This is a genomic window from Streptomyces afghaniensis (assembly GCF_044327915.1).
GTDB classification, from domain to species: Bacteria; Actinomycetota; Actinomycetes; order Streptomycetales; family Streptomycetaceae; genus Streptomyces; species Streptomyces afghaniensis.
The window spans coordinates 170987-193757 of sequence record NZ_JBIRGJ010000012.1; the positions used below are offsets into that span (position 1 = coordinate 170987).

Consider the following 22771-nt stretch of genomic DNA (forward strand, 5'->3'; position numbering starts at 1 on the left):
TCTTTCGCGGTCACCGCCCCACCGGGACCGCCCGACCCCGCGCCGTCGCGAGTCCCCCACCGGCGCCGTGAAGATGGACTCCCAGACCTCACAGGCATCCCAGGCATCCCATTCGCCCCAGTCACCTCATACGTTCCAGGTCGACCTGCGTGGTCTGGTGGACCTGCTCTCCCACCACCTCTACTCCAGTCCGAAGGTGTATCTGCGCGAGCTGCTGCAGAACGCCGTGGACGCCATCACCGCCAGACGCACGGCGGAACCCGACGCTCCGGCCCGGGTTCGGTTGTCCGCGCAGGGCGGCACCCTGCGCGTCGAGGACACCGGGGTCGGGCTCACCGAGGCGGACGTGCACAGCCTGCTCGCCACGATCGGGCGCAGTTCCAAGCGCGCCGAGGGCCTTCAGGAGGCGCGTTCCGACTTCCTCGGGCAGTTCGGCATCGGGCTGCTGGCCTGTTTCGTCGTTGCCGAGCGGATCCGGGTGGTCAGCCGCAGCGCCCGTACGCCCGGGGCGCCGCCCGTGGAGTGGACGGCGTCCGACGACGGTTCGTACACCGTGCGGACGCTGCCGGACGCCGAGCGGCCTGAACCGGGCACCACCGTGCATCTGGTGGCCCGGGCGGGGGCCGCGGAGTGGCTCACGCCCGAGCGGGTCGGCGCGCTGGCGCGGGACTTCGGGTCGCTGCTGCCGTACGACGTCCGGGTGGACGACGAGCCGGTCACCGACCTCCCGGCGCCCTGGGACCGGTCGTATCCGAGCCCGGCCGCCCGCCGCGTCGCCCTCGCCCGGCACTGCCACGACCTGTTCGGCTTCACGCCGCTGGACACGGTCGACCTGTCCGTGCCGCTGGCGGGCATCCGCGGGGTGGCGTACGTGCTGCCGTCGGCGGTCAGCCCGGCCCAGCGCGCGGGTCACCGCGTCCATCTCAAGGGCATGTTGCTGACCGAGCGGGCCGAACAGCTGCTTCCCGACTGGGCGTTCTTCGTGCGCTGCGTGCTCGACACGGACAGCCTGCGGCCGACGGCCTCGCGCGAGGCGCTGTACGAGGACGAGACGCTGGCCGCCGTACGGGAGGCGCTGGGCGAGCGGATCCGGGCCTGGCTGACCGGTCTGGCCGCCGGTGATCCGGAGCGGCTGGCCGCGTTCCTGTCGGTGCACCACCTGGGCGTGAAGTCCCTGGCCCGGCACGACCGGGAGATGCTGCGCACGATGCTGCCGTGGCTGCCCTTCGAGACGACCGACGGGCGGCTGTCGCTGGAGGAGTTCACGCAGCGGCACCCGGTGGTGCACTTCACGCGGACGGTCGAGGAGTACCGGCAGGTCGCGCCGATCGCGTCCGCGCAGGGCATCGGCGTGATCAACGGCGGCTACACGTACGACAGCGAGCTGGTTCAGGCGCTGCCGTCGGTGCGGCCGGGGACCGTGGTGGCCGAGCTGGACGCGGAGACGGTGACCGCGCATCTGGACGCGGTCGACCCGGACGAGGAGCTGGCCCTGTCCGGCTTCCTGGCGGCGGCGCGGGCCCGGCTCGACCCGCTGGGCTGCGATGTGGTGCTGCGGGCCTTCCACCCGCTCTCCGTGCCCGCGCTGCACCTCGACGACCGGGACGCCCGGCACGAACAGGCCCGGGCGGACGCCGAGGCGCAGGCCGACGACCTCTGGGCGGGCATCCTCGGCTCCCTGCGCGGCAGCGCTCCCCGCGCGCGTCTGGTGCTCAACCACCTCAACCCGCTCGTCCGGCGGATCAGTTCGCTGCACGACCCGGAGCTGATCGGCACGGCCACGGAGTCGCTGTACGGGCAGGCGCTGCTGATGGCGCAGCGGCCGCTCAGGCCCGCCGACTCGGCGCTGCTCAACCGGGCGTTCATCGGCCTCCTGGAGTGGGCCACGCACAGCGAGGACGGTCAGGCATGAGCGAGATCACGGACTTCGACGCCCTGCGCCGGGCGATGGCGGAGAACTCCGGGCAGCCGGAGGGTCCGGCCCGCAACGCGCGCGCCGAGGAACTGCTGACCGCCGCCGAGAAGCTGAGCATCCCGCTCGCCGTGATCGAGGCGCTCGGACACCAGCTGAAGGTCTACAACTACAGCTCCGAGAAGGGGAAGATGTTCGTCCCCTTCGCGCGTCTGCTGCGCATGTGGGACGAGCGGCCCGAGGACTTCGACGAGTACGAGACCCACTCGCTGCACTGGGTCTTCAAGTGGGTGTCGTCCGGCATGCTCGACCAGCCGCACATCCCGCTCGCGTCGATCGAGAAGTGGCTCGGCGAGATGGAGCACCGCTACCGGCTCGCCGGGCACTCCGAGCGGGCCGTGCGCAGCTCCGAGCACAGCGTGGCCGCGCATGTCGGGGACCTGGCGCGGGCCGAGCGGGCGTACGCCGCGTGGCTGGCCGCCGACCGGGACGCCATGGCGGACTGTCACGCCTGCGAACTGCACGGGCAGGGCTGGTGGCAGGCGGAGCGGGGCCGGGACGCTCAGGCGCTGGAGCTGTGGCGGCCGGTGCTGGAGGGCGAGTACACGTGCGCCCACGAGCCGCATACGGCCCTCGCCTCCTCCCTGGTGCCACTGCTGCGGCTGGGCCGCCTCGACGAGGCCCGGGCGAACCACCTGCGGGGCTTCCGGCTCGTACGGGCCATGGAGAGCATGCGCGGCGCCTACGCGGAGCACGTGGAGTTCTGCGCGCTGACCGGCAACGAGGCCCGTGGTCTGGAACTGCTCGCGGAGCGGCCGGCGTACTTCACGGACGAGGGGCAGCCGCAGAGCAAGCTGGAGTTCATGAGCGTGGTGGCCCTGCTCATGGACCGCCTGACCGGGCTGGGGCTGGGTGACCGGCAGGTGCCCGGTCCGGCCGGCCGGACGTGGAGCGCCCGGGAACTGGCCACGCACGCGCGTGCGGAGGCCCTCGCCCTGGCGGTCCGCTTCGACGAGCGCAACGGCACGACGTACGTCAGCGAGCGGGCACGCGCGCGGATGGAGCAGCGCCCGCTGGTGGAGCGGCTGCCGCTGGGGGTGCGGTCGGTACGGCCGGTGCCGGTGCCCCCTCCCCCAGTGGTCACGGCCGCCGCGACCGGGCAGCCGGATATGCCCGCCCTGCTGGCCGAGGCGCGCCGGCTGTCGGACAACCTGCGGCCGGGCGCCGTGGAGGCGTGGGCTGCCGTCGCCGAGGCCGCGGAGGGCGTGGAGCTGGACCCGCGCGACCGCGCCGAGATCGCCGACCACGAGGCGATGGGCCGCGGCCCGGAGGGCGCCGCGCTCTTCGAACGGGCCGCGCGGCTGTACGCGGCGGCGGGCGACCCCGGTGAGGCCCTGGCGGCACGCGCGCGTGCGGCGTACGTAGGTGCCCTCGCGGGTGACGTGGACGCGGCGCTCGCGGCCGTGTCCGGGCCCTGTGACGAGATCCTCGCGCTGTACGCCGCCGGCGACACCGGGGTACGGCAGACGGCGTCCGTCCTGATGGCACGGGCCCGGATCCTGCTGCGCCGCGCGCACGAGGCCGGGGAAGGCCCCGCAGAGGGGCGCGACGGCCCGGAGGCGGTTCTCGGCGAGGCCGAAGCCGCTGTCCGGGAAGTCATCGCGCTCGTCGAAGGGCGGACCGGGGAGGACGTGCGGCTGGCCGCGCGGGGCGCCGAGGCGCAGGCCATGCTCGCCGAGCTGGCGGGGCTGGGCGGGGATCTGGAGACGGCCGCGGGGCTGTTCGCGCGGGGCGCGGCGGCGTTCGTCGCGGCGGGGCTGCCGTGGTTCGCGGTGGAGTACGAGGCCCGGCTGGCCTCACTCGCCCACCACCTCGGCGACATGGCGGAGGCGGAACGGGCGCTGCGGGCAGCCCTGGAGCACGGCGGGGCCCATCTGGAGGCGCCCGGACGGGCCCAGCTGCACCTGCAGCTCGCCGAGCTGGTCGGCGGCCGGGGCGAGGCCGCCGAGGCCGCCCGGCACGCCCTGGAGGCCGCGCACTGGGCCGACGAGGCGGGCGAGGGCGCGACGCTGGGCGCCTGGGCGCGGCAGCAGCTCGGCGGGTTCCTGCTGCGGCAGGGACGGTGGGCCGAGGCCGCGGAGGTCCTGGAGTCGGCGCTGCCCGACCTGACCGCCGAGACGCACGGCGACGGGGCGATCGTGCAGACGCAGTGGTGGCTCGGCGACTGCCTGAGCGAACTCGGCGAGCACCGCGCCGCCGCCGAACGGCGTCTCCAGGCCGCCGAGATCGCCCGGCACTGGCCCGAACAGCACGACCACGCGACCCTCGCCCACCTGGCAGGGGAGTCGCTCGGGCAGGCCGGACTGGCCGACGAGGCGGACCGGGCCTACGCACGCGCGGGCGACCTGTGGCGCGAACTCGGCAACGTCCACGGGCTGGTCCGGTCGCTGCGGGCCCGCGCCTGGCTGGCGTTGCGCACGGAGGACGGCCCCGCGGCGGCACGGCTGCTCATGGCGGACGCGGTCCGGCAGTGCGAGGCTGCGCGGGACGAGGCGGCCGACGAGGAGTCCCGGCAGGGGTTCGTCGCCGAACTCGGCCACACCCACCGCCAGTTCGGCGACCTGCTGGCCCGGGCCGCCGAGGGCGACGGGGAGGGTTCGGTCCCGGCCGTGTTCGAGGAGGCGCTGTCCCGGCTGCTGCGGTCGGCCGAGGTGTTCGCCTCCCTCGGGGACGGAGCCCTGCACAGCCGTACCGGCGCCGAACTCACCGCGGGGTGGCTGGAGATCGAGCTGGGCCGCCTCACCGACGCGAGGGCACGCGCGCGTGCGGTGCTGGCGGCGTACGACGGCTACGGCGGCACGGAATCCGGCGGCACGATCCCCGAGGGGATGAACGACGACGATGACGGCGAGGCGGTGCGGGCCCGGCGGGCAGAGGCCGAGCACATGCTCCGCGTCGCCACGGCGGACCCGGACTGAATCACCCGGCACCCGCCCTGTTCGGCCTACTCGACGCCGATGAGCAGCACGGCCCCCTGCCGCCCGCCCCGGTACACGACCGTGTCGACGGCGAGGTACCCCTCGCGGACCCGGCCCTCCAGGTGCTCGGCGATGGTGTCGGGAGCCTCGTCGCCGAGCACCAGGGTGACCATCTCGCCCCCCGCCGCGAGCATGCGGTCCAGGACGGTCCGGGCGGTGGCCGTGACGTCCGAGCCGATCACGGCCACGTCGCCGTCGATCAGGCCGAGGACGTCGCCGGCCTGGCAGATGCCGGCCATCGTCCAGGCCTGGCGCTCGGCGACGGTGACCTCGGCGTAGCGGGTCGCGCCGGCCGCCGAGGTCATCGACACCACGTCCTCGTCGAAACGGCGCTCCGGCTCGTGCACGGCCAGTGCCGCGATGCCCTGGACCGCCGAGCGGGTCGGGATGAGGGCCACGCGGATGCCCTCGGTACGGGCCTGCTCGGCCGCCGCGGCCGCGGTGTGGCGCAGCTCGGCGTCATTGGGCAGCAGCACGACCTCGCGCGCGTGGGCCCGCCGTACGGCCTGCACGAGCTCGCCGCTCGCGGGCGGCTCCCCGGGGCGTGCGAGCACGGTGGTCGCGCCTGCCTCGGCGTACAGCCCGGCCAGGCCCTCGCCGGGCACCACGGCCACGACGGCCCGCTGGGCGCGCTCGCGGGGAGGCCGCTCGGCGCCGGTGGTGTGCACGTCGCCGGCGCCGAAGTGCGTGATGCGGATCCGGTGGGGCCGCCCGGCCTCGATACCGGCCTCGACGGCGGCGCCCGCGTCGTCGACATGAACGTGGACGTTCCACAGCCCGTCGCCGCCGACCACGACGAGCGAGTCCCCGAGCGCGTCGAGCCGCTCCCGCAACCGCGCCACGGCCGTGTCCTCGGCCTCCAGGAGGTAGATCACCTCGAAGGCGGGGCCGTCCTGGCCGACCGCTGCGGCGGGGTCGGCGCACTCGCCGTGCGGGCTTCCGGCGGCCGGGGCGAGGCCTCCGCCGGCTGCCGCGCGCGCAGGCGCCCCCACAGGGCCCTGGTCGCCCTCATAAGCCCCATCGCCCTGACGTGCCTCGCCCGCCCGCGACGCACTCGCCCTCACCGTCGCCGCCCCGTCCCGCGGCCTCTCCCCCGTGAACGTCTCCACCAGCGCCCCGAGCACCGCCACCAGCCCTCGCCCACCGGCGTCGACCACCCCGGCGCGCTCCAGGACGGGCAGCTGGCCGGGGGTGGCGGCCAGGGCCGCGCGCGCTCCCTCGTAGGCCGCCCTGGCCACCCTCCCGCAATCGCCCTCGGCAGTGCAGGCTGCGTCGGCAGCGGCAGCGGCGACGGTGAGGACCGTGCCCTCGACGGGGTGGGCCACGGCCTGCCGGGCGGAGTCGGCCGCGTGCCGCAGGGCCAGCCGCAGGCCCTGGCCGTCGGCGTGCCCGGTCTCCTGGTCGGCCAGCACCTGGGACATGCCGCGCAGCAGCTGGGCGAGGATCGTCCCGGAGTTCCCACGGGCACCGATGAGCGCCCCGTGCGCCATCGCCCGGGCGGCGTCGGCCAGCGTCGGCCCCGCGGGGCCCGACCTCGCCGCATGCCCCGCGAACACGGCCTCGACCGCCGCGACGGCGGACTCCACGGTCAGATACAGATTCGTGCCGGTGTCCCCGTCCGCCACGGGATAGACGTTGATCGCGTCGATCTCCTCACGCGCCCGTCCCAGCGTCTCGAGTGCGAGACCGCACCAGGTGCGCACCGCGAGAGCATCGAAGAATGTCTGCGGCACCTGCGCCACCGCGCCTCCCTGAGCTGCTGGACGTGGCACGCAGCGTAGACCCCGGGGCCGTGTCCACCGGAAGTGGGCCGGGAGAGGGAGGCGGCCGACCATGGTAGTTTCATTGCACGGGCGCAGTCGTTGTATGCTGCTCCGGTTGCCCGATCCAAATCGGGCCATTCCCCTGGCAGCGCCACTCAGATCCTCTCATCCGGATCCCGGCATGCCGGGATCAACCGTAAGTGCATCTGAAGTCTTTGGAGTGACCCGTGGCTGCCAACTGCGACGTCTGCGGCAAGGGGCCGGGCTTCGGCAACAACATCTCGCACTCGCACCGCCGTACGTCCCGCCGCTGGAACCCGAACATCCAGCGTGTGCGTACCGTGGTGGGCGGGACGCCGAAGCGCGTGAACGCTTGCACCTCGTGCATCAAGGCCGGCAAGGTCTCGCGCTGACGCTCAGCTAGCGCGCGGCCACTGCTGGTTCGCTTACAGAGCCGGTCCACCTCAGGTGGACCGGCTCTTTGGCGTGTCCTGACGCTGTCATGACGCTCAGGACCCGGCCCGGAACCGCCAGCCATGATCCACCGGGCCGATCCCCCCGCCGAGCGCGAACCCGGCCGCGATCGCCCCGGTGACGTACTCCTTGGCCGCCGCCACTGCCTCCGGCACCGAGTGCCCCTTCGCGAGCTGTGACGCGATCGCGGAGGCGAGGGTGCAGCCCGTGCCGTGGGTGTGCCGGTTGTCGTGCCTCGGCGCCCGCAGCCAGTGCTCCTCGGAGCCGTCCGTGAGCAGGTCCACCGCGTCCCCGGACAGATGACCGCCCTTGATCAGCACCCACCGCGGCCCGTACCCGAGCACGGCCGCCGCGGCCCGCCGCAGCTGCTCCTCCGACTCGACACGGACACCCGTCAGCTGGGCCACCTCGTCGAGGTTCGGGGTGGCGACCGTGGCCACCGGCAGCAGCTTCGTACGGACGGAGTCCAGTGCGGACGCGGCGAGCAGGGGGTCGCCGTGCTTGGAGACGCCCACCGGGTCGACGACCGCCGGGGCGTCCGTGCCCGCGAGCAACTCGGCCACGGCCTCCACGAGTTCGGCGGCGGCCAGCATCCCGGTCTTGACCGCCTGGACGCCGATGTCGTCGACGACACTGCGGTACTGGGCCCGCACCGCCTCCACCGGCAGTTCCCAAGCCCCCTGCACGCCGAGGGAGTTCTGCGCGGTCACCGCCGTGAGGACGCTCATGCCGTGCACGCCGAGCGCGAGCATCGTCTTCAGGTCGGCCTGGATGCCGGCGCCGCCGCCGGAGTCGGAGCCCGCCACCGTGAGGACGTTGGGAATCATGACTCCAGGTCCCCGAAGTGGTCCCAGCCGCCCTTGCTGGTCCACGGCGCCCCGTCGACGGTCACCTGGGGCAGCGCCGAGGGGTTGAGGACCTCGCCGATGACCTTCCAGCGGGCGGGCAGTTTCACGTCGGGCGGGAAGGTCGCCACGATCGCGTGGTCCTCTCCCCCGGTCAGCACCCACTGCATCGGGTCGACGCCGACGGCCTGCCCGATGTCGTTCATCTGGGTCGGGATGTCGATCGCCCCGGAGCGGATGTCGATCCGCACCTTGCTGGCCTCGGCGATGTGCCCCAGGTCGGCGATCAGCCCGTCGCTCACGTCGCACATCGCGGTCGCCCCGAGCCCGGCGGCCGCCGGACCCGCGTGGTACGGCGGCTCGGGCCGCCGGTGCGCTTCCACGAACGCCCGCGGCGAACGGAACCCGCGCGACAGCACCGCGTACCCGGCCGCCGACCAGCCCAGCCAGCCGGTCACCGCGACGAGGTCGCCGGGCTGCGCGCCCGCCCGGGTCACCGGCTCCTGGTTGCGCAGATCGCCGAGCGCGGTGATCGACACCATGATCGAGTCGCCGCGTACGACGTCACCGCCGACCACGGCGGCACCGGCCACCTGGCATTCGTCGCGCAGGCCGTCCATCAGCTCGCTCGCCCACGTCACCGGCAGCTCGGCCGGGACGACCAGACCGAGCAGCAGCGCGGTCGGTACGGCGCCCATGGCGGCGATGTCGGCGAGGTTCTGCGCCGCCGCCTTGCGGCCGACGTCGTAGGCCGTCGACCAGTCCCGGCGGAAGTGCCGGCCCTCGACCAGGATGTCCGTGCTGGCCACGACCCTGCGGTCGGGCGCGGCCACCACGGCGGCGTCGTCGCCGGGGCCGACCCGGACCGCCGGGGTGGTGGTCAGACGGGAGGTGAGCTCCCTGATGAGCCCGAACTCACCGAGCTCACCAACAGTGCCCTTCATTGCCCTTTCTCCCCTTCTGTCCCTGTCCGTGCCCGGTCGCGAGGCCTCTCGGTCCTCGCTACCGTCGAAGTGACCGTCACGTTCTGCCGGACCTGCACCCCGGCGCGCAAGACCCGGTCCCCGCGGGTCTCCCCGCGGCGAGCGGCGACGCGATACCGTGGCGTTCCTTTTCCCCACATGATCCTCGTGGCCGCCCTGGAGGTTCCGTGGTACAGGCGTACATCCTGATCCAGACGGAGGTCGGCAAGGCGTCGACCGTCGCCGAGACGATCAGCAAGATTCCTGGGGTCATCCAGGCCGAGGACGTCACAGGACCGTACGACGTCATCGTGCGGGCCCAGGCCGACACCGTCGACGACCTCGGCCGCATGGTGGTCGCCAAGGTCCAGCAAGTGGACGGCATCACCCGTACCCTGACCTGCCCGGTCGTCCATCTGTAGCCCCCGTCTACCCTGTGCCGGTGAACTCTTTCCGTCACCGGCACCGTTCTGTGTTCCGTGTTTTCTTCCGCCTGCCCGCTCTCGCGCTGTTGATCACTGCCGCGGGCTGCTCCTCGGCAGACGACAGCGCGTCGGCGGCGGTTCCCAGTCCGGACGCGAAGGTCACGGAACTGTGCCGGAACCTGGACAAGGTACTGCCCGCGAAGGTGGACGGAGAGCGGCGCGAGGATCCCGAGCCCGCGTCGGCACTGACGGCGGGCTGGGGCAGCCCGGCGATCATACTTCGCTGCGGTGTGCCGCAGCCGCCCGAGATGGTCGATCCGAAGGTGGCGGAGGGCCGGGATCCGGATGCGGTCGCCGGGGGTGTGAACGGGGTCGACTGGCTGATGGAGAAGCAGGACGACGGGGGGTACCGGTTCACCACCGCCAACCGGGAGGCGTATGTCGAGGTCGGGGTGCCGGAAGGGGTGGACAGCTCCGGTGTCCTGATCGATCTGGCCTCGGCCGTGAAGAAGGCGATCCCCGAGGGGATCGCCTGAGCGCCGTGCTGTGAATGACGTCCTGAGCTAGCGAAGGCCCGTGGAACGGCGCAGTGCCGCCTGCACCAGACGGTCCACCAGCTCCGGGTAGCTCACCCCGCTCGCCTCCCACATCTTCGGATACATCGAGATGGGCGTGAAGCCGGGCATCGTGTTGATCTCGTTGATCACGAACTCGCCGTCCTCGGTGAGGAAGAAGTCCGCGCGGACCAGGCCCTCGCAGGACGTCGCCTCGAAGGCGTCGACCGCCAAGCGCTGCACCTGAGCCGTCTCCTCCGGCGTCAGGGGCGCCGGCACGATCCCCGGCGTCGAGTCGATGTACTTGGCCTCGAAGTCGTAGTACGCGTGGTCCTCCGGCGAGGGGATCTCCGCGGGGGCGGAGGCCCGGGGGCCGTCCTCGAACTCCAGGACGCCGCACTCGATCTCGCGGCCGCGCAGCGCGGCCTCCACGAGGATCTTCGGGTCGTGCCGCTGGGCCTCGGCGATCGCCTCGTCGAGACCGGAGAGGTCGTCGACCTTGGTGATGCCGATCGACGAACCGGCGCGCGCGGGCTTCACGAACAGCGGCCAGCCGTGCTCGCCGGCGAAGTCGACGATCTTCTTGCGGGCCGCCGGCTCGTCCTGCTGCCACTCACGGGGCCTGATCACCAGGTACGGGCCCACCTTCAGCCCGAACGAGGTGAACACCCGCTTCATGTACTCCTTGTCCTGGCCCACCGCCGAGGCGAGCACACCCGAACCGACGTACGGGACGCCGGAGAGCTCCAGGAGGCCCTGGAGGGTGCCGTCCTCGCCGTAGGGGCCGTGCAGCACCGGGAAGACCACGTCGACCTCGCCGAGCGCCTTGGGGACCGATCCCGGCTCGCTGTAGACGACTTCGCGGTTGGCCGGGTCGACCGGGAGGATCACTCCGCCCCCGTCGGACTCGGCGAGCAGGTCGACGCTCGGCTGGCGCCGGTCGACGATCGCCATCCGCTCCGGTTCGTCCGCCGTGAGCGCCCAACGTCCGTCCTGGGTGATGCCGATCGGCAGGACGTCGTACTTCGTCCGGTCGATCGCCTTGAGGACGGCGCCGGCGGTGACCACGGAGATCCCGTGTTCGGAGCTGCGCCCGCCGAACACGACGGCCACACGCGGCTTGCGAGGCGGCTGCTCGGGGCTCTGGGGGAGGTTCTCGGTGCTCATATCGCGTTGAGAGTACCCGTTGGTAAGGCCGGGATACAGCGCCCGCGAAGCCGCGTCGCTCAGCGTCGTTCCGGCTTCGCGCTGCGCGACATCAGCTCCTTGAGGGCCACCACCGGAGGCTTGCCCTCGTGCACGATGCCGACGACCGTCTCCGTGATGGGCATGTCGACGCCGTGCCGGCGGGCCAGATCCAGCACCGATTCGCAGGACTTGACGCCCTCGGCGGTCTGCTTGGTGACCGCGATGGTCTCCTGGAGCGTCATGCCCTTGCCGAGGTTGGTGCCGAAGGTGTGGTTGCGGGACAGCGGCGAGGAGCAGGTGGCCACCAGGTCGCCCAGGCCCGCGAGTCCGGAGAAGGTCAGCGGGTCGGCGCCGAGCGCGATGCCGAGCCGGGTGGTCTCCGCGAGACCGCGCGTGATGAGCGAGCCCTTGGCGTTGTCGCCGAGCCCCATGCCGTCCGCGATGCCGACGGCCAGGCCGATGACGTTCTTCACCGCGCCGCCGAGTTCGCAGCCGACGACGTCAGTGTTGGTGTACGGGCGGAAGTACGGCGTGTGGCAGGCGGCCTGGAGCCGCTGGGCGACGGCCTCGTCGGTGCAGGCGACCACGGCTGCGGCCGGCATCCGCGCGGCGATCTCGCGGGCCAGGTTGGGCCCGGTGACCACGGCGATGCGGTCCGGGCCGACCTTGGCGACGTCGTCGATGACCTCGCTCATGCGCATCGCGGAGCCGAGTTCGACGCCCTTCATCAGGGACACGAGGACCGTGCCGGGGGCGAGCAGCGGCGCCCAGTCGGCGAGGTTGCCCCGCAGGGTCTGCGAGGGGACCGAGAGGACCGTGAAGTCGGCGTCCGCGGCGGCTTCCGCGGGATCCGTGGTGGCCCGGACGTTCTCCGGGAGTTCGACGCCCGGGAAGTAGTCGGGATTGGTGCGGGTGGAGTTGATCGCCTCCACGACCTCCGGGCGGCGCGCCCACAGGGTGACCTCGCACCCGGCGTCGGCGAGCACCATGCCGAAGGCCGTGCCCCACGAACCGGCGCTCAGGACCGCCGCCTTGACCGGCTTGCTCACTTGCCCAGCCCCTCTTCCTGTGCCGACTGTGCCGTCTGTGCCGTTTGCGCCGACTGCATCGGCGACGCCGTCTGCTGCCCGCTCCGCTGTGTCTCCGTCTGCGCCTGGGTGCGGCGCCGCTGTTCGATCCGCTCCCGGCGCGGGTCGTAGGGCGTCTCGGGCGCCTTCTCGCCGCGGATCTCCTCCAGCTGGCGGGTGATGGCGGCCATGATGACCTCGGTGGCCTCCTTCAGGAGCTCCGCGGTCATCTCGCGGTCGTAGAACCGCGTGAGGTCCACCGGCGGTCCGGCGAGCACGCGGTGCGTCTTGCGCGGCAGGAGGTGCGGCCTCTTCGCGTACGGCGGCAGCAACTCGTTGCAGCCCCACTGGGCTACGGGGATCACCGGGCACTTGGTCTGGAGGGCGACGCGTGCGGCCCCGGTCTTGCCGGTCATGGGCCAGCCCGCCGGGTCGCGGGTGAGGGTGCCCTCGGGATAGAAGGCGACGCATTCCCCACGGTCCACGGCGTCGATCGCGGCCCGGAAGGCGCTCAGCGCGTCCGTGCTCTCGCGGTAGACGGGGATCTGCCCGGTACCGCGCATCGCGGCGCCGACGAATCCCTTCTTGAAAAGCCCGCTCTTCGCGAGGAATCGCGGGACGCGCCCGGTGTTGTACTGAAAGTGCGCGTAAGCGAAGGGGTCGATGTGCGAATTGTGATTCACCGCGGTGATAAATCCACCCTCGGCCGGAATGTGCTCCATTCCGCGCCAGTCCCGCCTGAGCAGAACCACCAGCGGCGGTTTGCAGATCACCGCAGCGAAGCGGTACCAGAAGCCGATTCTGCGGCGGGGCACGCGGACACCTTCCTCTAGGGCCTGAAGCGGGGGCCACGGGGGGCCGCACAAGTGTCGCCCCAGGCCGCCGGTCTGTCGAGAACACCGTACGCCCCGACACGCCGGGCACCGGCGGCCCCGGGTGACAATGACCGCGACAAGAGAGGGACGGAACATCTGTGCAGTGGACCTTGGTCGTACCCCTGAAGCCCCTGGCCCAGGCCAAGAGCAGGCTCGCGGACACCGCGGACGACGGGCTGCGGCCGGATTTGGCGCTGGCCTTCGCCCAGGACACGGTGGCGGCCGCGCTGGCCTGCCCTGCGGTGCGTGATGTGGCAGTCGTCACGGACGACGCCCGGGCGGGCCGTGAGCTGGCCGCACTGGGCGCGGAGATCATCCCCGACGAGCCGGGAAGCGGCCTCAACGCCGCCCTCGCACACGGGGCGGGGGCCGTCCGGTCCGCACGTCCCGGAAGTTGTGTGGCGGCGCTGAACGCCGACCTGCCGGCACTGCGCCCACCGGAATTGGCCCGGGTACTAGACGCCGCCGCTGAATTCCCGCGCGCTTTTCTCCCGGACGCGGCCGAAATCGGTACGACCCTGCTGGCCGCCGCCCCCGGCCGGCCATTGTTCCCGGCATTCGGTATCGATTCCCGCGCCCGGCACCGCGCGTCCGGGGCCGTGGAACTGTCCGTCGCCGCCGTGGATTCCGTACGCCAGGACGTGGACACCGGCGACGACCTGCGCACCGCGCTGGCCCTGGGGGTCGGCCCTCATACGGCCGCTGCCGCCGCGCGGTTGCTGATACCCGGGCAGTAAGCTGCGGCCATGCAGGCGACCGCGTACACGTACGACCCCGAAAGCCGCAGCGGGCAGGTGCTCCTGGACGACGGCACCCCGGTGCCCTTCGACACGGCGGCGTTCGACGCCGGCGGTCTGAGGCTGCTGCGCCCGGGGCAGCGGGTGCGGATCGAGGTGGAGGGCGCGAAGGAGGACTTGCGGATCACTCTGGTGACCCTCCAGACCCTCTGAACCCTCTGACCACTCCTGAACACACCGCGGGCCGGACTCCGTACGGAGTCCGGCCCGGCGCATGAGTGCCCCAGCGCCCCTACTTCTTGCGGGCGGTGGTCTTCTTCGCGGTGGTCTTGCGCGCCGTCGACTTCTTGGCGGGCGCCTTCTTGGCGGTCGCCTTCTTCGCCGGCGCCTTCTTGGCGGTGGTCTTCTTCGCGGCGGTGGTCTTGGCCGTCGTGGTCTTCTTGGCCGGGGCCTTCTTCGCCGTGGTCTTCTTGGCCGCCGCCGTCTTGGTGGTGGCCTTCTTCGCCGTCGTCTTCTTGGCCGTGGTCTTCTTCGCGGCCGCCGTCTTGGCCGTCGCCTTCTTCGCGGCGGCCTTCTTGACCGTCGCGCCGGCGCCGCCGGTCAGGCTGCCCTTGGGAGCCTTCTTGACGGAGACCTCGCCGCCACGCGGCAGCTTCTTCGAGCCGCTGACCAGGTCCTTGAAACCCTGGCCCGCGCGGAAGCGCGGAACGGAGGTCTTCTTGACCCGAACCCGCTCGCCCGTCTGGGGGTTACGGGCGTAGCGGGCCGGACGGTCGACCTTCTCGAAGGAACCGAAGCCGGTGACGGAGACCCTCTCACCAGCGACGACCGCGCGGACGATGGCGTCCAGTACATGGTCGACAGCGTCGGCGGCCTGCTGTCGGCCGCCCATCTTGTCGGCAATCGCTTCTACGAGCTGCGCCTTGTTCACGTCTTCCCCTTCGGAGACATCGCCAGAACGAAAGTGTTCAAGCTTTTTCGCACGTTAGGCAGATATATACCGCAAATCAAACACGAAACGGGCTTATCACCCTTGTGCCGCAACGAACTCGGCGGTGCCGTCCGGTTCAGCGTTCCTCGTCGGGGAGACGTCCCTCGTCGAGGTCCGCGGTGAACCGATCCAGCCGCCTTGCCGCGTCGGCGAGATCGTGCTTGGCCGCGGCCGTAATGACCAGCAGCTTCCGGGTCAGCGCCATCCGTACGCCCTCCGGGACTTGCAGTGCGCGCACTCTTGCGTGCGCTTCCTTGAGTTGGCCCGCGACTGCCGTATAGAGCTCGAGTTGGCCGTCGTGTTCCATGCACAGATTGTGCCATCTGGGGCGAGTTGTCGCCTGCGCAGGGGACAACTGCCGCCTCAAACGGCCTTCCGGGCGCACACGGAGGTCACGGCTGTACAACTCGCGTACCCCAACAACCACCGGCATAACGTGGGAAGTTGGTGGCCGGCTCGGGGCGGGCAGGGCCGTTCGGGTGCAGAAACAGCTGTACCCCCGATCGGGCTGATCAGGGGTACAGAGGGGGTGTTGTGGTGGCCGAAAGTCGCCTTGTTCAGGGGCGGCGGATCGTGCTCCGGATCAGACCGGGAGCGTCCGCGGCTTGAACGACGGGCGCTTCGCCTCGTACGCGGCGATGTCCGCCTCGTTCTGGAGGGTGATCGAGATGTCGTCGAGGCCGTTCAGCAGCCGCCAGCGGGCGTTCTCGTCCAGCTCGAAGGAGGCGGTGACGCCCTCGGCGCGGACCTCGCGGGCGACCAGGTCGACGGTGATCTCGGCCTGCGGGTCCTTCTCGGTGAGCTCCCACAGCGCGTCCACGATCTTCTGCTCCAGAACAACCGTGAGCAGGCCGTTCTTGAGCGAGTTGCCGCGGAAGATGTCGGCGAAGCGGGAGGAGATCACGGCCTTGAAGCCGTAGTTCTGCAGGGCCCAGACGGCGTGCTCACGGGAGGAGCCGGTGCCGAAGTCGGGGCCGGCGACCAGGACGGTCGCGCCCTGCCGCTCGGGCTGGTTGAGCACGAACGACGCGTCCTTGCGCCAGGCCTCGAACAGCCCGTCCTCGAACCCGTCCCGCGTGACCTTCTTGAGCCAGTGGGCGGGGATGATCTGGTCGGTGTCGACGTTACTGCGGCGCAGCGGGACGGCCCGGCCGGTGTGGGTGGTGAAGGCTTCCATGATTCTCAGACTCCAGCGGGCGTACGGGTGTCGGCGGCGGACAGGTCGGCCGGGGAGGCCAGGTGGCCGAGCACGGCCGTAGCGGCCGCGACCTGCGGCGACACCAGGTGCGTCCGACCGCCCTTGCCCTGCCGGCCCTCGAAGTTGCGGTTGGAGGTGGACGCGGAGCGCTCACCCGGGGCCAGCTGGTCGGGGTTCATGCCCAGACACATCGAGCAGCCCGCGTGCCGCCACTCGGCGCCGGCCTCCTTGAAGACGACGTCCAGGCCCTCGGAGACGGCCTGGAGACCGACCCGCGCGGAGCCCGGGACGACCAGCATCCGTACGCCGTCGGCGACTTTGCGGCCCTTGAGCAGCTCGGCCGCGGCGCGCAGGTCCTCGATGCGGCCGTTGGTGCAGGAGCCTACGAAGACGGTGTCCACCTTGATGGAGCGCAGCGGCTGACCGGCCTCCAACCCCATGTATTCCAGGGCCTTTTCGGCGGCGTAGCGCTCCGATGCGTCTTCGTACGAAGCAGGGTCGGGGACCGATGCCGAAAGCGGTGCGCCCTGGCCGGGGTTGGTGCCCCAGGTGACGAACGGCGACAGTTCGGCGGCCTCGATGACGACCTCGGCGTCGAACTCGGCGTCCTCGTCCGTCCTCAGCGTCTTCCAGTACTCGACGGCGGCGTCCCAGTCCGCGCCCTCGGGGGCGTGCGGGCGGCCCTCGAGGTACGCGAAGGTGGTCTCGTCCGGGGCGATCATGCCCGCGCGGGCGCCGGCCTCGATCGACATGTTGCAGATGGTCATGCGCGCTTCCATCGAGAGCTTCTCGATGGCCTCGCCGCGGTACTCCAGGACGTAGCCCTGGCCGCCGCCGGTGCCGATCCGGGCGATGATCGCCAGGATCAGGTCCTTGGCGGTGACGCCCTCGGGCAGTTCGCCGTTGACCGTGATCGCCATGGTCTTCGGGCGGGACATCGGCAGCGTCTGGGTGGCCAGCACGTGCTCCACCTGGGAGGTGCCGATGCCGAACGCCAGCGCGCCGAAGGCGCCGTGCGTGGAGGTGTGGGAGTCACCGCAGACGACGGTGGTGCCCGGCTGGGTCAGGCCCAGCTGCGGGCCGACGACGTGCACGACGCCCTGCTCGACGTCGCCCAGCGGGTGCAGCCGGACGCCGAAGTCGGCGGCGTTCTTGCGCAGCGTCTCCAGCTGGATCCGGGAGACCGGGTCCGCGATCGGCTTGTCGATGTCGAGGGTGGGGGTGTTGTGGTCCTCGGTCGCGATGGTGAGGTCGAGGCGCCGGACCTTGCGGCCGCTCTTGCGCAGCCCGTCGAAGGCCTGCGGGCTGGTCACCTCGTGCAGCAGGTGCAGATCGATGAAGAGAAGGTCGGGCTCGCCCTCCGCGCGCCGGACGACATGGTCGTCCCAGACTTTCTCCGCGAGTGTCCTACCCATCGCTGTTCCCTCCGGCCGACGACGATCCGCCGGCCCAACTAGAGATCTTGAGGAGGCGGGCCCGCGCCCCTGCGTTTCCGGGCAACCGCCGCCAGGCCCGTACGTCACGGGCCGCTGTGACTTCGTGTCTTCCAGAGTGGCGGGTTCCACGAGAATTTGAACTTGCGTTTCACAGAGTGAGACGCGAGTATCGTTTCATGGACAACAGTAGCGGCGTCGGCGTTCTGGACAAGGCGGCCCTCGTCCTGAGCGCTCTGGAGTCCGGTCCGGCCACCCTCGCGGGCCTGGTCGGCGCCACCGGACTGGCACGACCCACGGCCCACCGCCTGGCCGTGGCGCTGGAACACCACCGCATGGTGGCGCGCGACATGCAGGGCCGTTTCATTCTCGGCCCTCGCCTGGCAGAACTGGCCGCGGCCGCGGGTGAGGACCGTCTCCTCGCCACCGCGGGCCCGGTGCTCACCCACCTCCGTGACGTCACGGGCGAGAGCGCGCAGCTCTACCGCCGCCAGGGCGACATGCGCATCTGTGTGGCGGCGGCGGAGCGGCTGTCCGGACTGCGGGACACCGTCCCCGTCGGTTCGACGCTCACGATGAAGGCCGGCTCGTCGGCGCAGATCCTGCTGGCCTGGGAGGAGCCGGAGCGGCTGCACCGCGGCCTCCAGGGCGCGCGCTTCACGGCGACGGCCCTGTCGGGCGTACGGCGGCGGGGCTGGGCCCAGTCGATCGGTGAACGCGAGCCGGGGGTGGCGTCCGTCTCCGCGCCGGTGCGGGGCCCTTCCAACCGTGTGGTCGCCGCGGTGTCGGTGTCCGGGCCTATCGAGCGGCTGACGCGGCACCCGGGCCGGATGCACGCGCAGGCTGTGATCGATGCGGCAGGGCGCCTCTCCGAGGCGTTGCGACGTACTGGCTGATCGTTACGGGGAGAGTCGGCCTCAACGCCGCGGCAGGCTTTCCCCGACCAGGCGCCATGACAGCTTGCGGTTTCGTGTCGGGTGCCGACCGTCAGTGGTTGATCGCGCAGTTCCCCGCGCCCCTTCAGGGGCGTACACAGAAGGCCCCTCACCGAGGTGAGGGGCCTTCGTTGTGTGTACCCCCGACCGGATTCGAACCGGCGCTACCGCCTTGAGAGGGCGGCGTGCTAGGCCGCTACACAACGGGGGCGTGGATCCTGCGTTTCCGCAGGTCCGAGCTGGTCTACCTGGACTCGAACCAAGACTAACTGAACCAGAATCAGTCGTGCTGCCAATTACACCATAGACCAATGTGGTTTAGACCAGTCAGTACCCCCGACCGGATTCGAACCGGCGCTACCGCCTTGAGAGGGCGGCGTGCTAGGCCGCTACACAACGGGGGCCCTAGCGATCCCGGGATGATCATCGATCTTCCGGAACCAGTACCCCCGACCGGATTCGAACCGGCGCTACTGCCTTGAGAGGGCAGCGTGCTAGGCCGCTACACAACGGGGGCTTGCGGATGCGGAATCCGCGGGCGCAGATAAGCTCTGCGAGCTGGCCTACCTGGACTCGAACCAAGACTAACTGAACCAGAATCAGTCGTGCTGCCAATTACACCATAGGCCACTGGAACGCAAGCCCCTCGGGGGGATTTTGTTCTAGCTGTGCGCCTGGGGTTCCTGCCTTCCGGCCCGCTCCCCGCGGCGCAGGAAGAACATTACCTGAAGGTGGACGGGGCTCCAAAACGACTATCCGTGCCGAGCACAGAGGGAAGTTCGGCGAGGGAGGCGATGCGGTGCGGCCCGACGGGCGGCTCGATCGTGGCGTACGCACCCCCGCGGTCGATCCACACCGACAGCAGCCCGGCGTCGGCGGCACCCCGTCCGTCGATCTCCGGGTGGTCGCCGACGTAGGCGACCTGGTGCGGCGGCAGGGCGAGGGCCTCGCAGGCCGCGAGGAACGCCCCGGCCTCGGGCTTGGAGACGCCGAGCTCGGCCGCGCACAGGATGCTCTCGAAGCGGTCGTGGACGCCGAGGACGCGCAGCTTGCGGTCCTGGACGTGGATGCTGGAGTTGGACAGCACGGCGTGCCGGTGGCTGGCGGCGAGAGCGTCGAGGACGGGCAGGACGTCCGGGAAGAGGGCCCAGGCCGCCTCGTAGCGGGCGCGGTACCGCTTGAACCACGCGTCGGCCTCGGCATCGGTGAGGTCCTGGCCGAGGAACACCCGTACGCGGTCGCGCCGCTGTTCCTCGAAGGTGGCCTCGCCGGCCGCGAAGCGCGCCCATTGCAGGTCCGTGATCTCCCGCCAGCGGGCGATGGCCTGCTCGACGGTTTCGTAGTCGCCGAGCAGGCTCTCGGCCGTGAGGTGGGCGCGCATGCCGAGGCGGTCGGCGGTGGTGTAGTCGAAGAGGGTGTCGTCGACGTCCCAGACCACGGCGTGGATGCTCATGGTCGGACCGTACCCAGTGCCGGGTGCTCTCAGCCCGGGGCCGGCTGCGGGCCCTCGTCCCCCGCGTGGACGGTGAGGGCGGCGCCCGAACCGGACGCCGCCCTCACCGTTTCGGTGTCGCGCGTTACGCGGCCAGCTTCGCCAGCGCCGCGTCGATGCGGGCCAGGGTCTTCTCCTTGCCCAGGACCTCCAGCGACTCGAACAGCGGCAGGCCGACCGTGCGGCCGGTGACGGCGACGCGGACCGGGGCCTGGGCCTTGCCGAGCTTGAGGCCGTGGGCCTCGCCGGCGGCCAGGACGGCCTCCTTCAGCGACTCGGCGGAGGTCCAGTCGGCCGCTTCCAGCTTCTCGCGGGCCGTGCGCAGCAGGGCGTCCGAGCCCTCCTTCATGGCCTTGTTCCAGGAGGCCTCGTCCTCCACCGGCTCCGGCAGGAAGAGGAAGTCGACGTTGTCGGTGATCTCGGAGAGCACCTTGAGGCGGGTCTGGGCGTGCGGGGCGATGGCCTGCCACTTGGCCTCGTCGAAGGCCTCCGGGGCCCAGGGGGCGAACGGCGCCTGGAGCCACGGGCGGCAGCGCTCGGTGAAGTCCTTCACGTCCAGCATGCGGATGTGGTCGCCGTTGATGGCCTCGCACTTCTTCAGGTCGAAGCGGGCCGGGTTGGGGTTCACGTCGGAGATCTCGAACGCCGCGGTCATCTCGTCGATCGTGAAGACGTCCTGGTCGGCCGAGAGGGACCAGCCGAGCAGCGAGAGGTAGTTGAGCAGGCCCTCGGGGAGGAAGCCGCGCTCGCGGTAGAGGTTGAGCGAGGACTGCGGGTCGCGCTTGGAGAGCTTCTTGTTGCCCTCGCCCATGACGTACGGCAGGTGGCCGAAGGCAGGGATCTGCTTGGCGATGCCCAGCTCGATCAGCGCCTTGTACAGGGCGATCTGGCGCGGGGTGGAGGAGAGCAGGTCCTCGCCGCGCAGGACGTGGGTGATCTCCATCAGGGCGTCGTCGACCGGGTTGACCAGCGTGTAGAGCGGGGCGCCGTTGGCGCGCACGATGCCGTAGTCAGGGACGTTCTCCGGGGTGAAGGTCAGCTCGCCGCGGACCAGGTCCGTGAAGGTGATCGTCTCGTCGGGCATCCGGAAGCGGACGATCGGCTCGCGGCCCTGGGCCTGGTACTCCTCGACCTGGGCGGCGGTCAGCTCACGGCAGTGGCCGTCGTAGCCGGAGGGCTTGCCGGCGGCGCGGGCGGCCTCGCGGCGGGTGTCCAGCTCCTCCTGGGAGCAGTAGCAGCGGTAGGCGTGGCCGGCGTCCAGGAGCTTGGCCGCGACGTCCTTGTACAGGTCCATGCGCTGCGACTGGCGGTACGGCGCGTGCGGGCCGCCGACCTCCGGGCCCTCGTCCCAGTCGAAGCCCAGCCAGCGCATCGAGTCGAGCAGCTGGGTGTACGACTCCTCGGAGTCGCGGGCCGCGTCGGTGTCCTCGATGCGGAAGACCAGGGTGCCCTGGTGGTGCTTGGCGAACGCCCAGTTGAACAGGGCGGTGCGCACCAGGCCCACGTGGGGGTTACCGGTGGGCGAGGGGCAGAAACGGACGCGTACTGGAGTGCCGGGTGCGCTAGCCACGCTTGACAACCTTGTTGGTGAGAGTGCCGATGCCTTCGATGGTGACGGCGACCTCGTCGCCGACGTTCAGGGGGCCGACCCCAGCCGGGGTGCCCGTGAGGATCACGTCGCCGGGGAGCAGCGTCATGGCCTCGGAGATGTTGACGATCAGGTCCTCGATGGAGTGGATCATCTCGCTGGTGCGGCCCAGCTGGCGCTGCTGGCCGTTGACCGTGAGCTGGATGGTGAGGTCGCTCGCGTCCAGGTCCGTCTCCACCCAGGGGCCGAGCGGGCAGGAGGTGTCGAAGCCCTTGGCCCGGGCCCACTGCTTCTCGCGCTTCTGGACGTCGCGGGCGGTGATGTCGTTGGCGCAGGTGTAGCCGAAGATCACGTCCTTGACGCGCTCGCGCGGGACCTCGCGGCACATCCGGCCGATCACCACGGCCAGCTCGGCCTCGTGGTGCACCTCCGCGGAGAAGGAGGGGTACTGGATCTCGTCGCCGGGGCCGATCACCGAGGTCGACGGCTTGAAGAAGGCGAAGGGGGCCTGCGGGACCTCGTTGCCCAGTTCCTTCGCGTGCTCGGCGTAGTTGCGGCCGAAGGCCACGACCTTGTTGGGGAGCACCGGCGGCAGCAGCCTGACCTTGCCGACCGGCACCTTCGTGCCGGAGAGCTCGAAGTCCGCGAACGGGATGCCCTTGATGATGTCCAGGACGAGCTCGTCCTGCTTCTCGCCCTCGATGGCGCCGAAGGCGACGTTCCCGTCGATGGAGAATCTGGCGATGCGCACGGGATGCTTGGCCCCTTGACTGAAGCGGCTGGAGTCTGACGCTCCAGGCTAACGCGGGGAAGGGTCCGCGCCGCGCGCATTACGAAGGGGCGCCGCCGTCGCCGGGGGCGCCCCTCGATGTTCTTGTCCCGCCACCGTGAGCATCCGGCGGCCGGTGCGCGTACTACCCGGTGTCACTCCGCGGCAGCGGCGGCCGCGACGGGGACCTCGGTGAGGATGGTGCGCTTGGGGTTGGCAGTCTGGGTGGGGAGTTCGACGCGGTGCTCCGGCTGTTCCGGCGTCTGCAGTTCGTCGGCGTCGTCCAGGTGCGCCAGCGTCGTGCGTCGCGGGTTGGCGATCTTGTGGAACATCGTCGTCGTCTTCACTGTTTACTTGACCCTGTTCTGTGACGGGCGCCGGGAGAGTGCGGAGGACCCTCGCGCAGGCGCGGGTTGTCGGTTTTGCCATCTCTGTAAAGCGTCAGGCTAAACATGGGATTCCCGGCGCGATCGCGGGGAGACCATGATCAGCATGTGAGTTTTCTCACGACTCAGGGGGCAAATC

The 22771-nt window shown here is 71.2% G+C and carries 22 protein-coding genes and 5 tRNA genes; 8 read left to right on the forward strand and 19 right to left on the reverse strand.

Features of this window, described 5'->3' with window-relative positions; all coding sequences use genetic code 11:
• The first annotated feature begins 73 nt into the window (after positions 1-73).
• Both ACH4G3_RS39130 and ACH4G3_RS39135 read left to right on the forward strand, forming a co-directional pair.
• Positions 74-1912 (forward strand): HSP90 family protein, encoded by a 1839-nt coding sequence (locus tag ACH4G3_RS39130; protein WP_397628935.1) that lies wholly within the window; start codon positions 74-76, stop codon positions 1910-1912.
• Positions 1909-4890 (forward strand): tetratricopeptide repeat protein, encoded by a 2982-nt coding sequence (locus ACH4G3_RS39135; RefSeq protein WP_397628936.1) that lies wholly within the window; start codon positions 1909-1911, stop codon positions 4888-4890. The genes ACH4G3_RS39130 and ACH4G3_RS39135 overlap by 4 nt, the downstream gene beginning before the upstream one ends.
• Before the next feature lie 26 nt (positions 4891-4916).
• Here ACH4G3_RS39135 and ACH4G3_RS39140 read toward each other — a convergent pair whose 3' ends face one another.
• Positions 4917-6692 carry a DAK2 domain-containing protein gene (locus ACH4G3_RS39140; RefSeq protein ID WP_397628937.1) on the reverse strand — a complete coding sequence of 592 codons (1776 nt, stop codon included), beginning with the start codon at positions 6690-6692 and terminating at the stop codon, positions 4917-4919.
• Positions 6693-6940: 248 nt separating this feature from the next.
• Here ACH4G3_RS39140 and rpmB point away from each other — a divergent pair, with 248 nt between their 5' ends.
• On the forward strand, positions 6941-7126 hold the full coding sequence (gene rpmB, locus ACH4G3_RS39145; protein WP_003993230.1) for a 50S ribosomal protein L28: 186 nt from the start codon (positions 6941-6943) through the stop codon (positions 7124-7126).
• Positions 7127-7222: 96 nt separating this feature from the next.
• Here rpmB and thiD read toward each other — a convergent pair whose 3' ends face one another.
• A complete protein-coding gene (gene thiD / locus ACH4G3_RS39150) occupies positions 7223-8014 on the reverse strand; it encodes a bifunctional hydroxymethylpyrimidine kinase/phosphomethylpyrimidine kinase (protein ID WP_397628938.1) in 792 nt (263 codons plus the stop codon).
• On the reverse strand, positions 8011-8976 hold the full coding sequence (locus ACH4G3_RS39155; protein WP_397628939.1) for a thiamine-phosphate kinase: 966 nt from the start codon (positions 8974-8976) through the stop codon (positions 8011-8013). Before ACH4G3_RS39155 ends, thiD begins: the two co-directional genes overlap by 4 nt.
• Before the next feature lie 206 nt (positions 8977-9182).
• Here ACH4G3_RS39155 and ACH4G3_RS39160 point away from each other — a divergent pair, with 206 nt between their 5' ends.
• Together ACH4G3_RS39160 and ACH4G3_RS39165 are read left to right on the forward strand one after the other, a co-directional pair.
• Complete coding sequence (locus ACH4G3_RS39160; protein WP_003997603.1) at positions 9183-9416, forward strand: Lrp/AsnC family transcriptional regulator; 234 nt, start codon at positions 9183-9185, stop codon at positions 9414-9416.
• Positions 9417-9436: 20 nt separating this feature from the next.
• Positions 9437-9955, forward strand: coding sequence for a DUF3515 domain-containing protein (locus tag ACH4G3_RS39165; RefSeq protein WP_397628940.1), 519 nt, complete (start codon positions 9437-9439; stop codon positions 9953-9955).
• Between the two features lie 27 nt (positions 9956-9982).
• Here the strand turns inward: ACH4G3_RS39165 and ACH4G3_RS39170 are convergent, their stop codons facing one another.
• The 3 genes from ACH4G3_RS39170 to ACH4G3_RS39180 are packed head-to-tail and all read right to left on the reverse strand — an operon-like array spanning position 9983 to position 13043.
• Positions 9983-11140 (reverse strand): D-alanine--D-alanine ligase family protein, encoded by a 1158-nt coding sequence (locus ACH4G3_RS39170; RefSeq protein WP_397628941.1) that lies wholly within the window; start codon positions 11138-11140, stop codon positions 9983-9985.
• Positions 11141-11199: 59 nt separating this feature from the next.
• Entirely contained in the window at positions 11200-12210 is a 1011-nt protein-coding gene (locus ACH4G3_RS39175) for an NAD(P)H-dependent glycerol-3-phosphate dehydrogenase (protein ID WP_397628942.1), read from the reverse strand.
• Entirely contained in the window at positions 12207-13043 is an 837-nt protein-coding gene (locus ACH4G3_RS39180) for a lysophospholipid acyltransferase family protein (protein WP_397628943.1), read from the reverse strand. Before ACH4G3_RS39180 ends, ACH4G3_RS39175 begins: the two co-directional genes overlap by 4 nt.
• A gap of 158 nt (positions 13044-13201) precedes the next feature.
• On the opposite strand from ACH4G3_RS39180, the gene cofC reads away from it, so the two are divergent.
• Both cofC and ACH4G3_RS39190 read left to right on the forward strand, forming a co-directional pair.
• Positions 13202-13840, forward strand: coding sequence for a 2-phospho-L-lactate guanylyltransferase (gene cofC, locus ACH4G3_RS39185; RefSeq protein ID WP_397628944.1), 639 nt, complete (start codon positions 13202-13204; stop codon positions 13838-13840).
• 9 nt (positions 13841-13849) lie between these two features.
• Entirely contained in the window at positions 13850-14053 is a 204-nt protein-coding gene (locus tag ACH4G3_RS39190; RefSeq protein WP_397628945.1) for a hypothetical protein, read from the forward strand.
• Between the two features lie 79 nt (positions 14054-14132).
• On the opposite strand, the gene ACH4G3_RS39195 is transcribed toward ACH4G3_RS39190, so the two are convergent.
• From ACH4G3_RS39195 to leuC, 4 genes are all read right to left on the reverse strand, one after another.
• Positions 14133-14771, reverse strand: coding sequence for an HU family DNA-binding protein (locus ACH4G3_RS39195; RefSeq protein ID WP_020270055.1), 639 nt, complete (start codon positions 14769-14771; stop codon positions 14133-14135).
• Between the two features lie 136 nt (positions 14772-14907).
• Positions 14908-15138, reverse strand: a complete 231-nt coding sequence (locus ACH4G3_RS39200) for an SCO5555 family protein (protein WP_020270054.1) — start codon at positions 15136-15138, stop codon at positions 14908-14910.
• Positions 15139-15414: 276 nt separating this feature from the next.
• Positions 15415-16008: a 3-isopropylmalate dehydratase small subunit gene (gene leuD / locus ACH4G3_RS39205; protein WP_354745470.1), complete on the reverse strand. Its 594-nt coding sequence runs from the start codon at positions 16006-16008 to the stop codon at positions 15415-15417.
• Between the two features lie 5 nt (positions 16009-16013).
• The gene (leuC, locus tag ACH4G3_RS39210; RefSeq protein WP_397628946.1) at positions 16014-17444 is read right to left on the reverse strand and encodes a 3-isopropylmalate dehydratase large subunit; all 1431 of its coding nucleotides are present in this window, start codon (positions 17442-17444) and stop codon (positions 16014-16016) included.
• Between the two features lie 197 nt (positions 17445-17641).
• Here leuC and ndgR point away from each other — a divergent pair, with 197 nt between their 5' ends.
• Positions 17642-18358: an IclR family transcriptional regulator NdgR gene (ndgR, locus tag ACH4G3_RS39215; RefSeq protein ID WP_010044585.1), complete on the forward strand. Its 717-nt coding sequence runs from the start codon at positions 17642-17644 to the stop codon at positions 18356-18358.
• Positions 18359-18535: 177 nt separating this feature from the next.
• On the opposite strand, the gene ACH4G3_RS39220 is transcribed toward ndgR, so the two are convergent.
• The 9 genes from ACH4G3_RS39220 to ACH4G3_RS39260 form a co-directional block, all read right to left on the reverse strand.
• A tRNA-Glu gene (locus ACH4G3_RS39220) sits at positions 18536-18608 on the reverse strand.
• A 28-nt stretch (positions 18609-18636) separates the two neighbouring features.
• Positions 18637-18708 (reverse strand) — tRNA-Gln (locus ACH4G3_RS39225).
• A 20-nt stretch (positions 18709-18728) separates the two neighbouring features.
• Positions 18729-18801, reverse strand: a tRNA-Glu gene (locus ACH4G3_RS39230).
• A 40-nt stretch (positions 18802-18841) separates the two neighbouring features.
• Positions 18842-18914 (reverse strand) — tRNA-Glu (locus tag ACH4G3_RS39235).
• A gap of 41 nt (positions 18915-18955) precedes the next feature.
• Positions 18956-19027: transfer RNA gene (locus tag ACH4G3_RS39240), tRNA-Gln, on the reverse strand.
• A 91-nt stretch (positions 19028-19118) separates the two neighbouring features.
• On the reverse strand, positions 19119-19850 hold the full coding sequence (locus ACH4G3_RS39245) for an HAD family hydrolase (protein ID WP_397628947.1): 732 nt from the start codon (positions 19848-19850) through the stop codon (positions 19119-19121).
• 124 nt (positions 19851-19974) lie between these two features.
• Positions 19975-21459 (reverse strand): glutamate--tRNA ligase, encoded by a 1485-nt coding sequence (gene gltX / locus ACH4G3_RS39250; protein WP_397628948.1) that lies wholly within the window; start codon positions 21457-21459, stop codon positions 19975-19977.
• Positions 21452-22228 carry a fumarylacetoacetate hydrolase family protein gene (locus tag ACH4G3_RS39255; RefSeq protein ID WP_397628949.1) on the reverse strand — a complete coding sequence of 259 codons (777 nt, stop codon included), beginning with the start codon at positions 22226-22228 and terminating at the stop codon, positions 21452-21454. Before ACH4G3_RS39255 ends, gltX begins: the two co-directional genes overlap by 8 nt.
• 173 nt (positions 22229-22401) lie before the next feature.
• Entirely contained in the window at positions 22402-22593 is a 192-nt protein-coding gene (locus ACH4G3_RS39260; protein ID WP_020270047.1) for a hypothetical protein, read from the reverse strand.
• Positions 22594-22771: the final 178 nt, after the last annotated feature.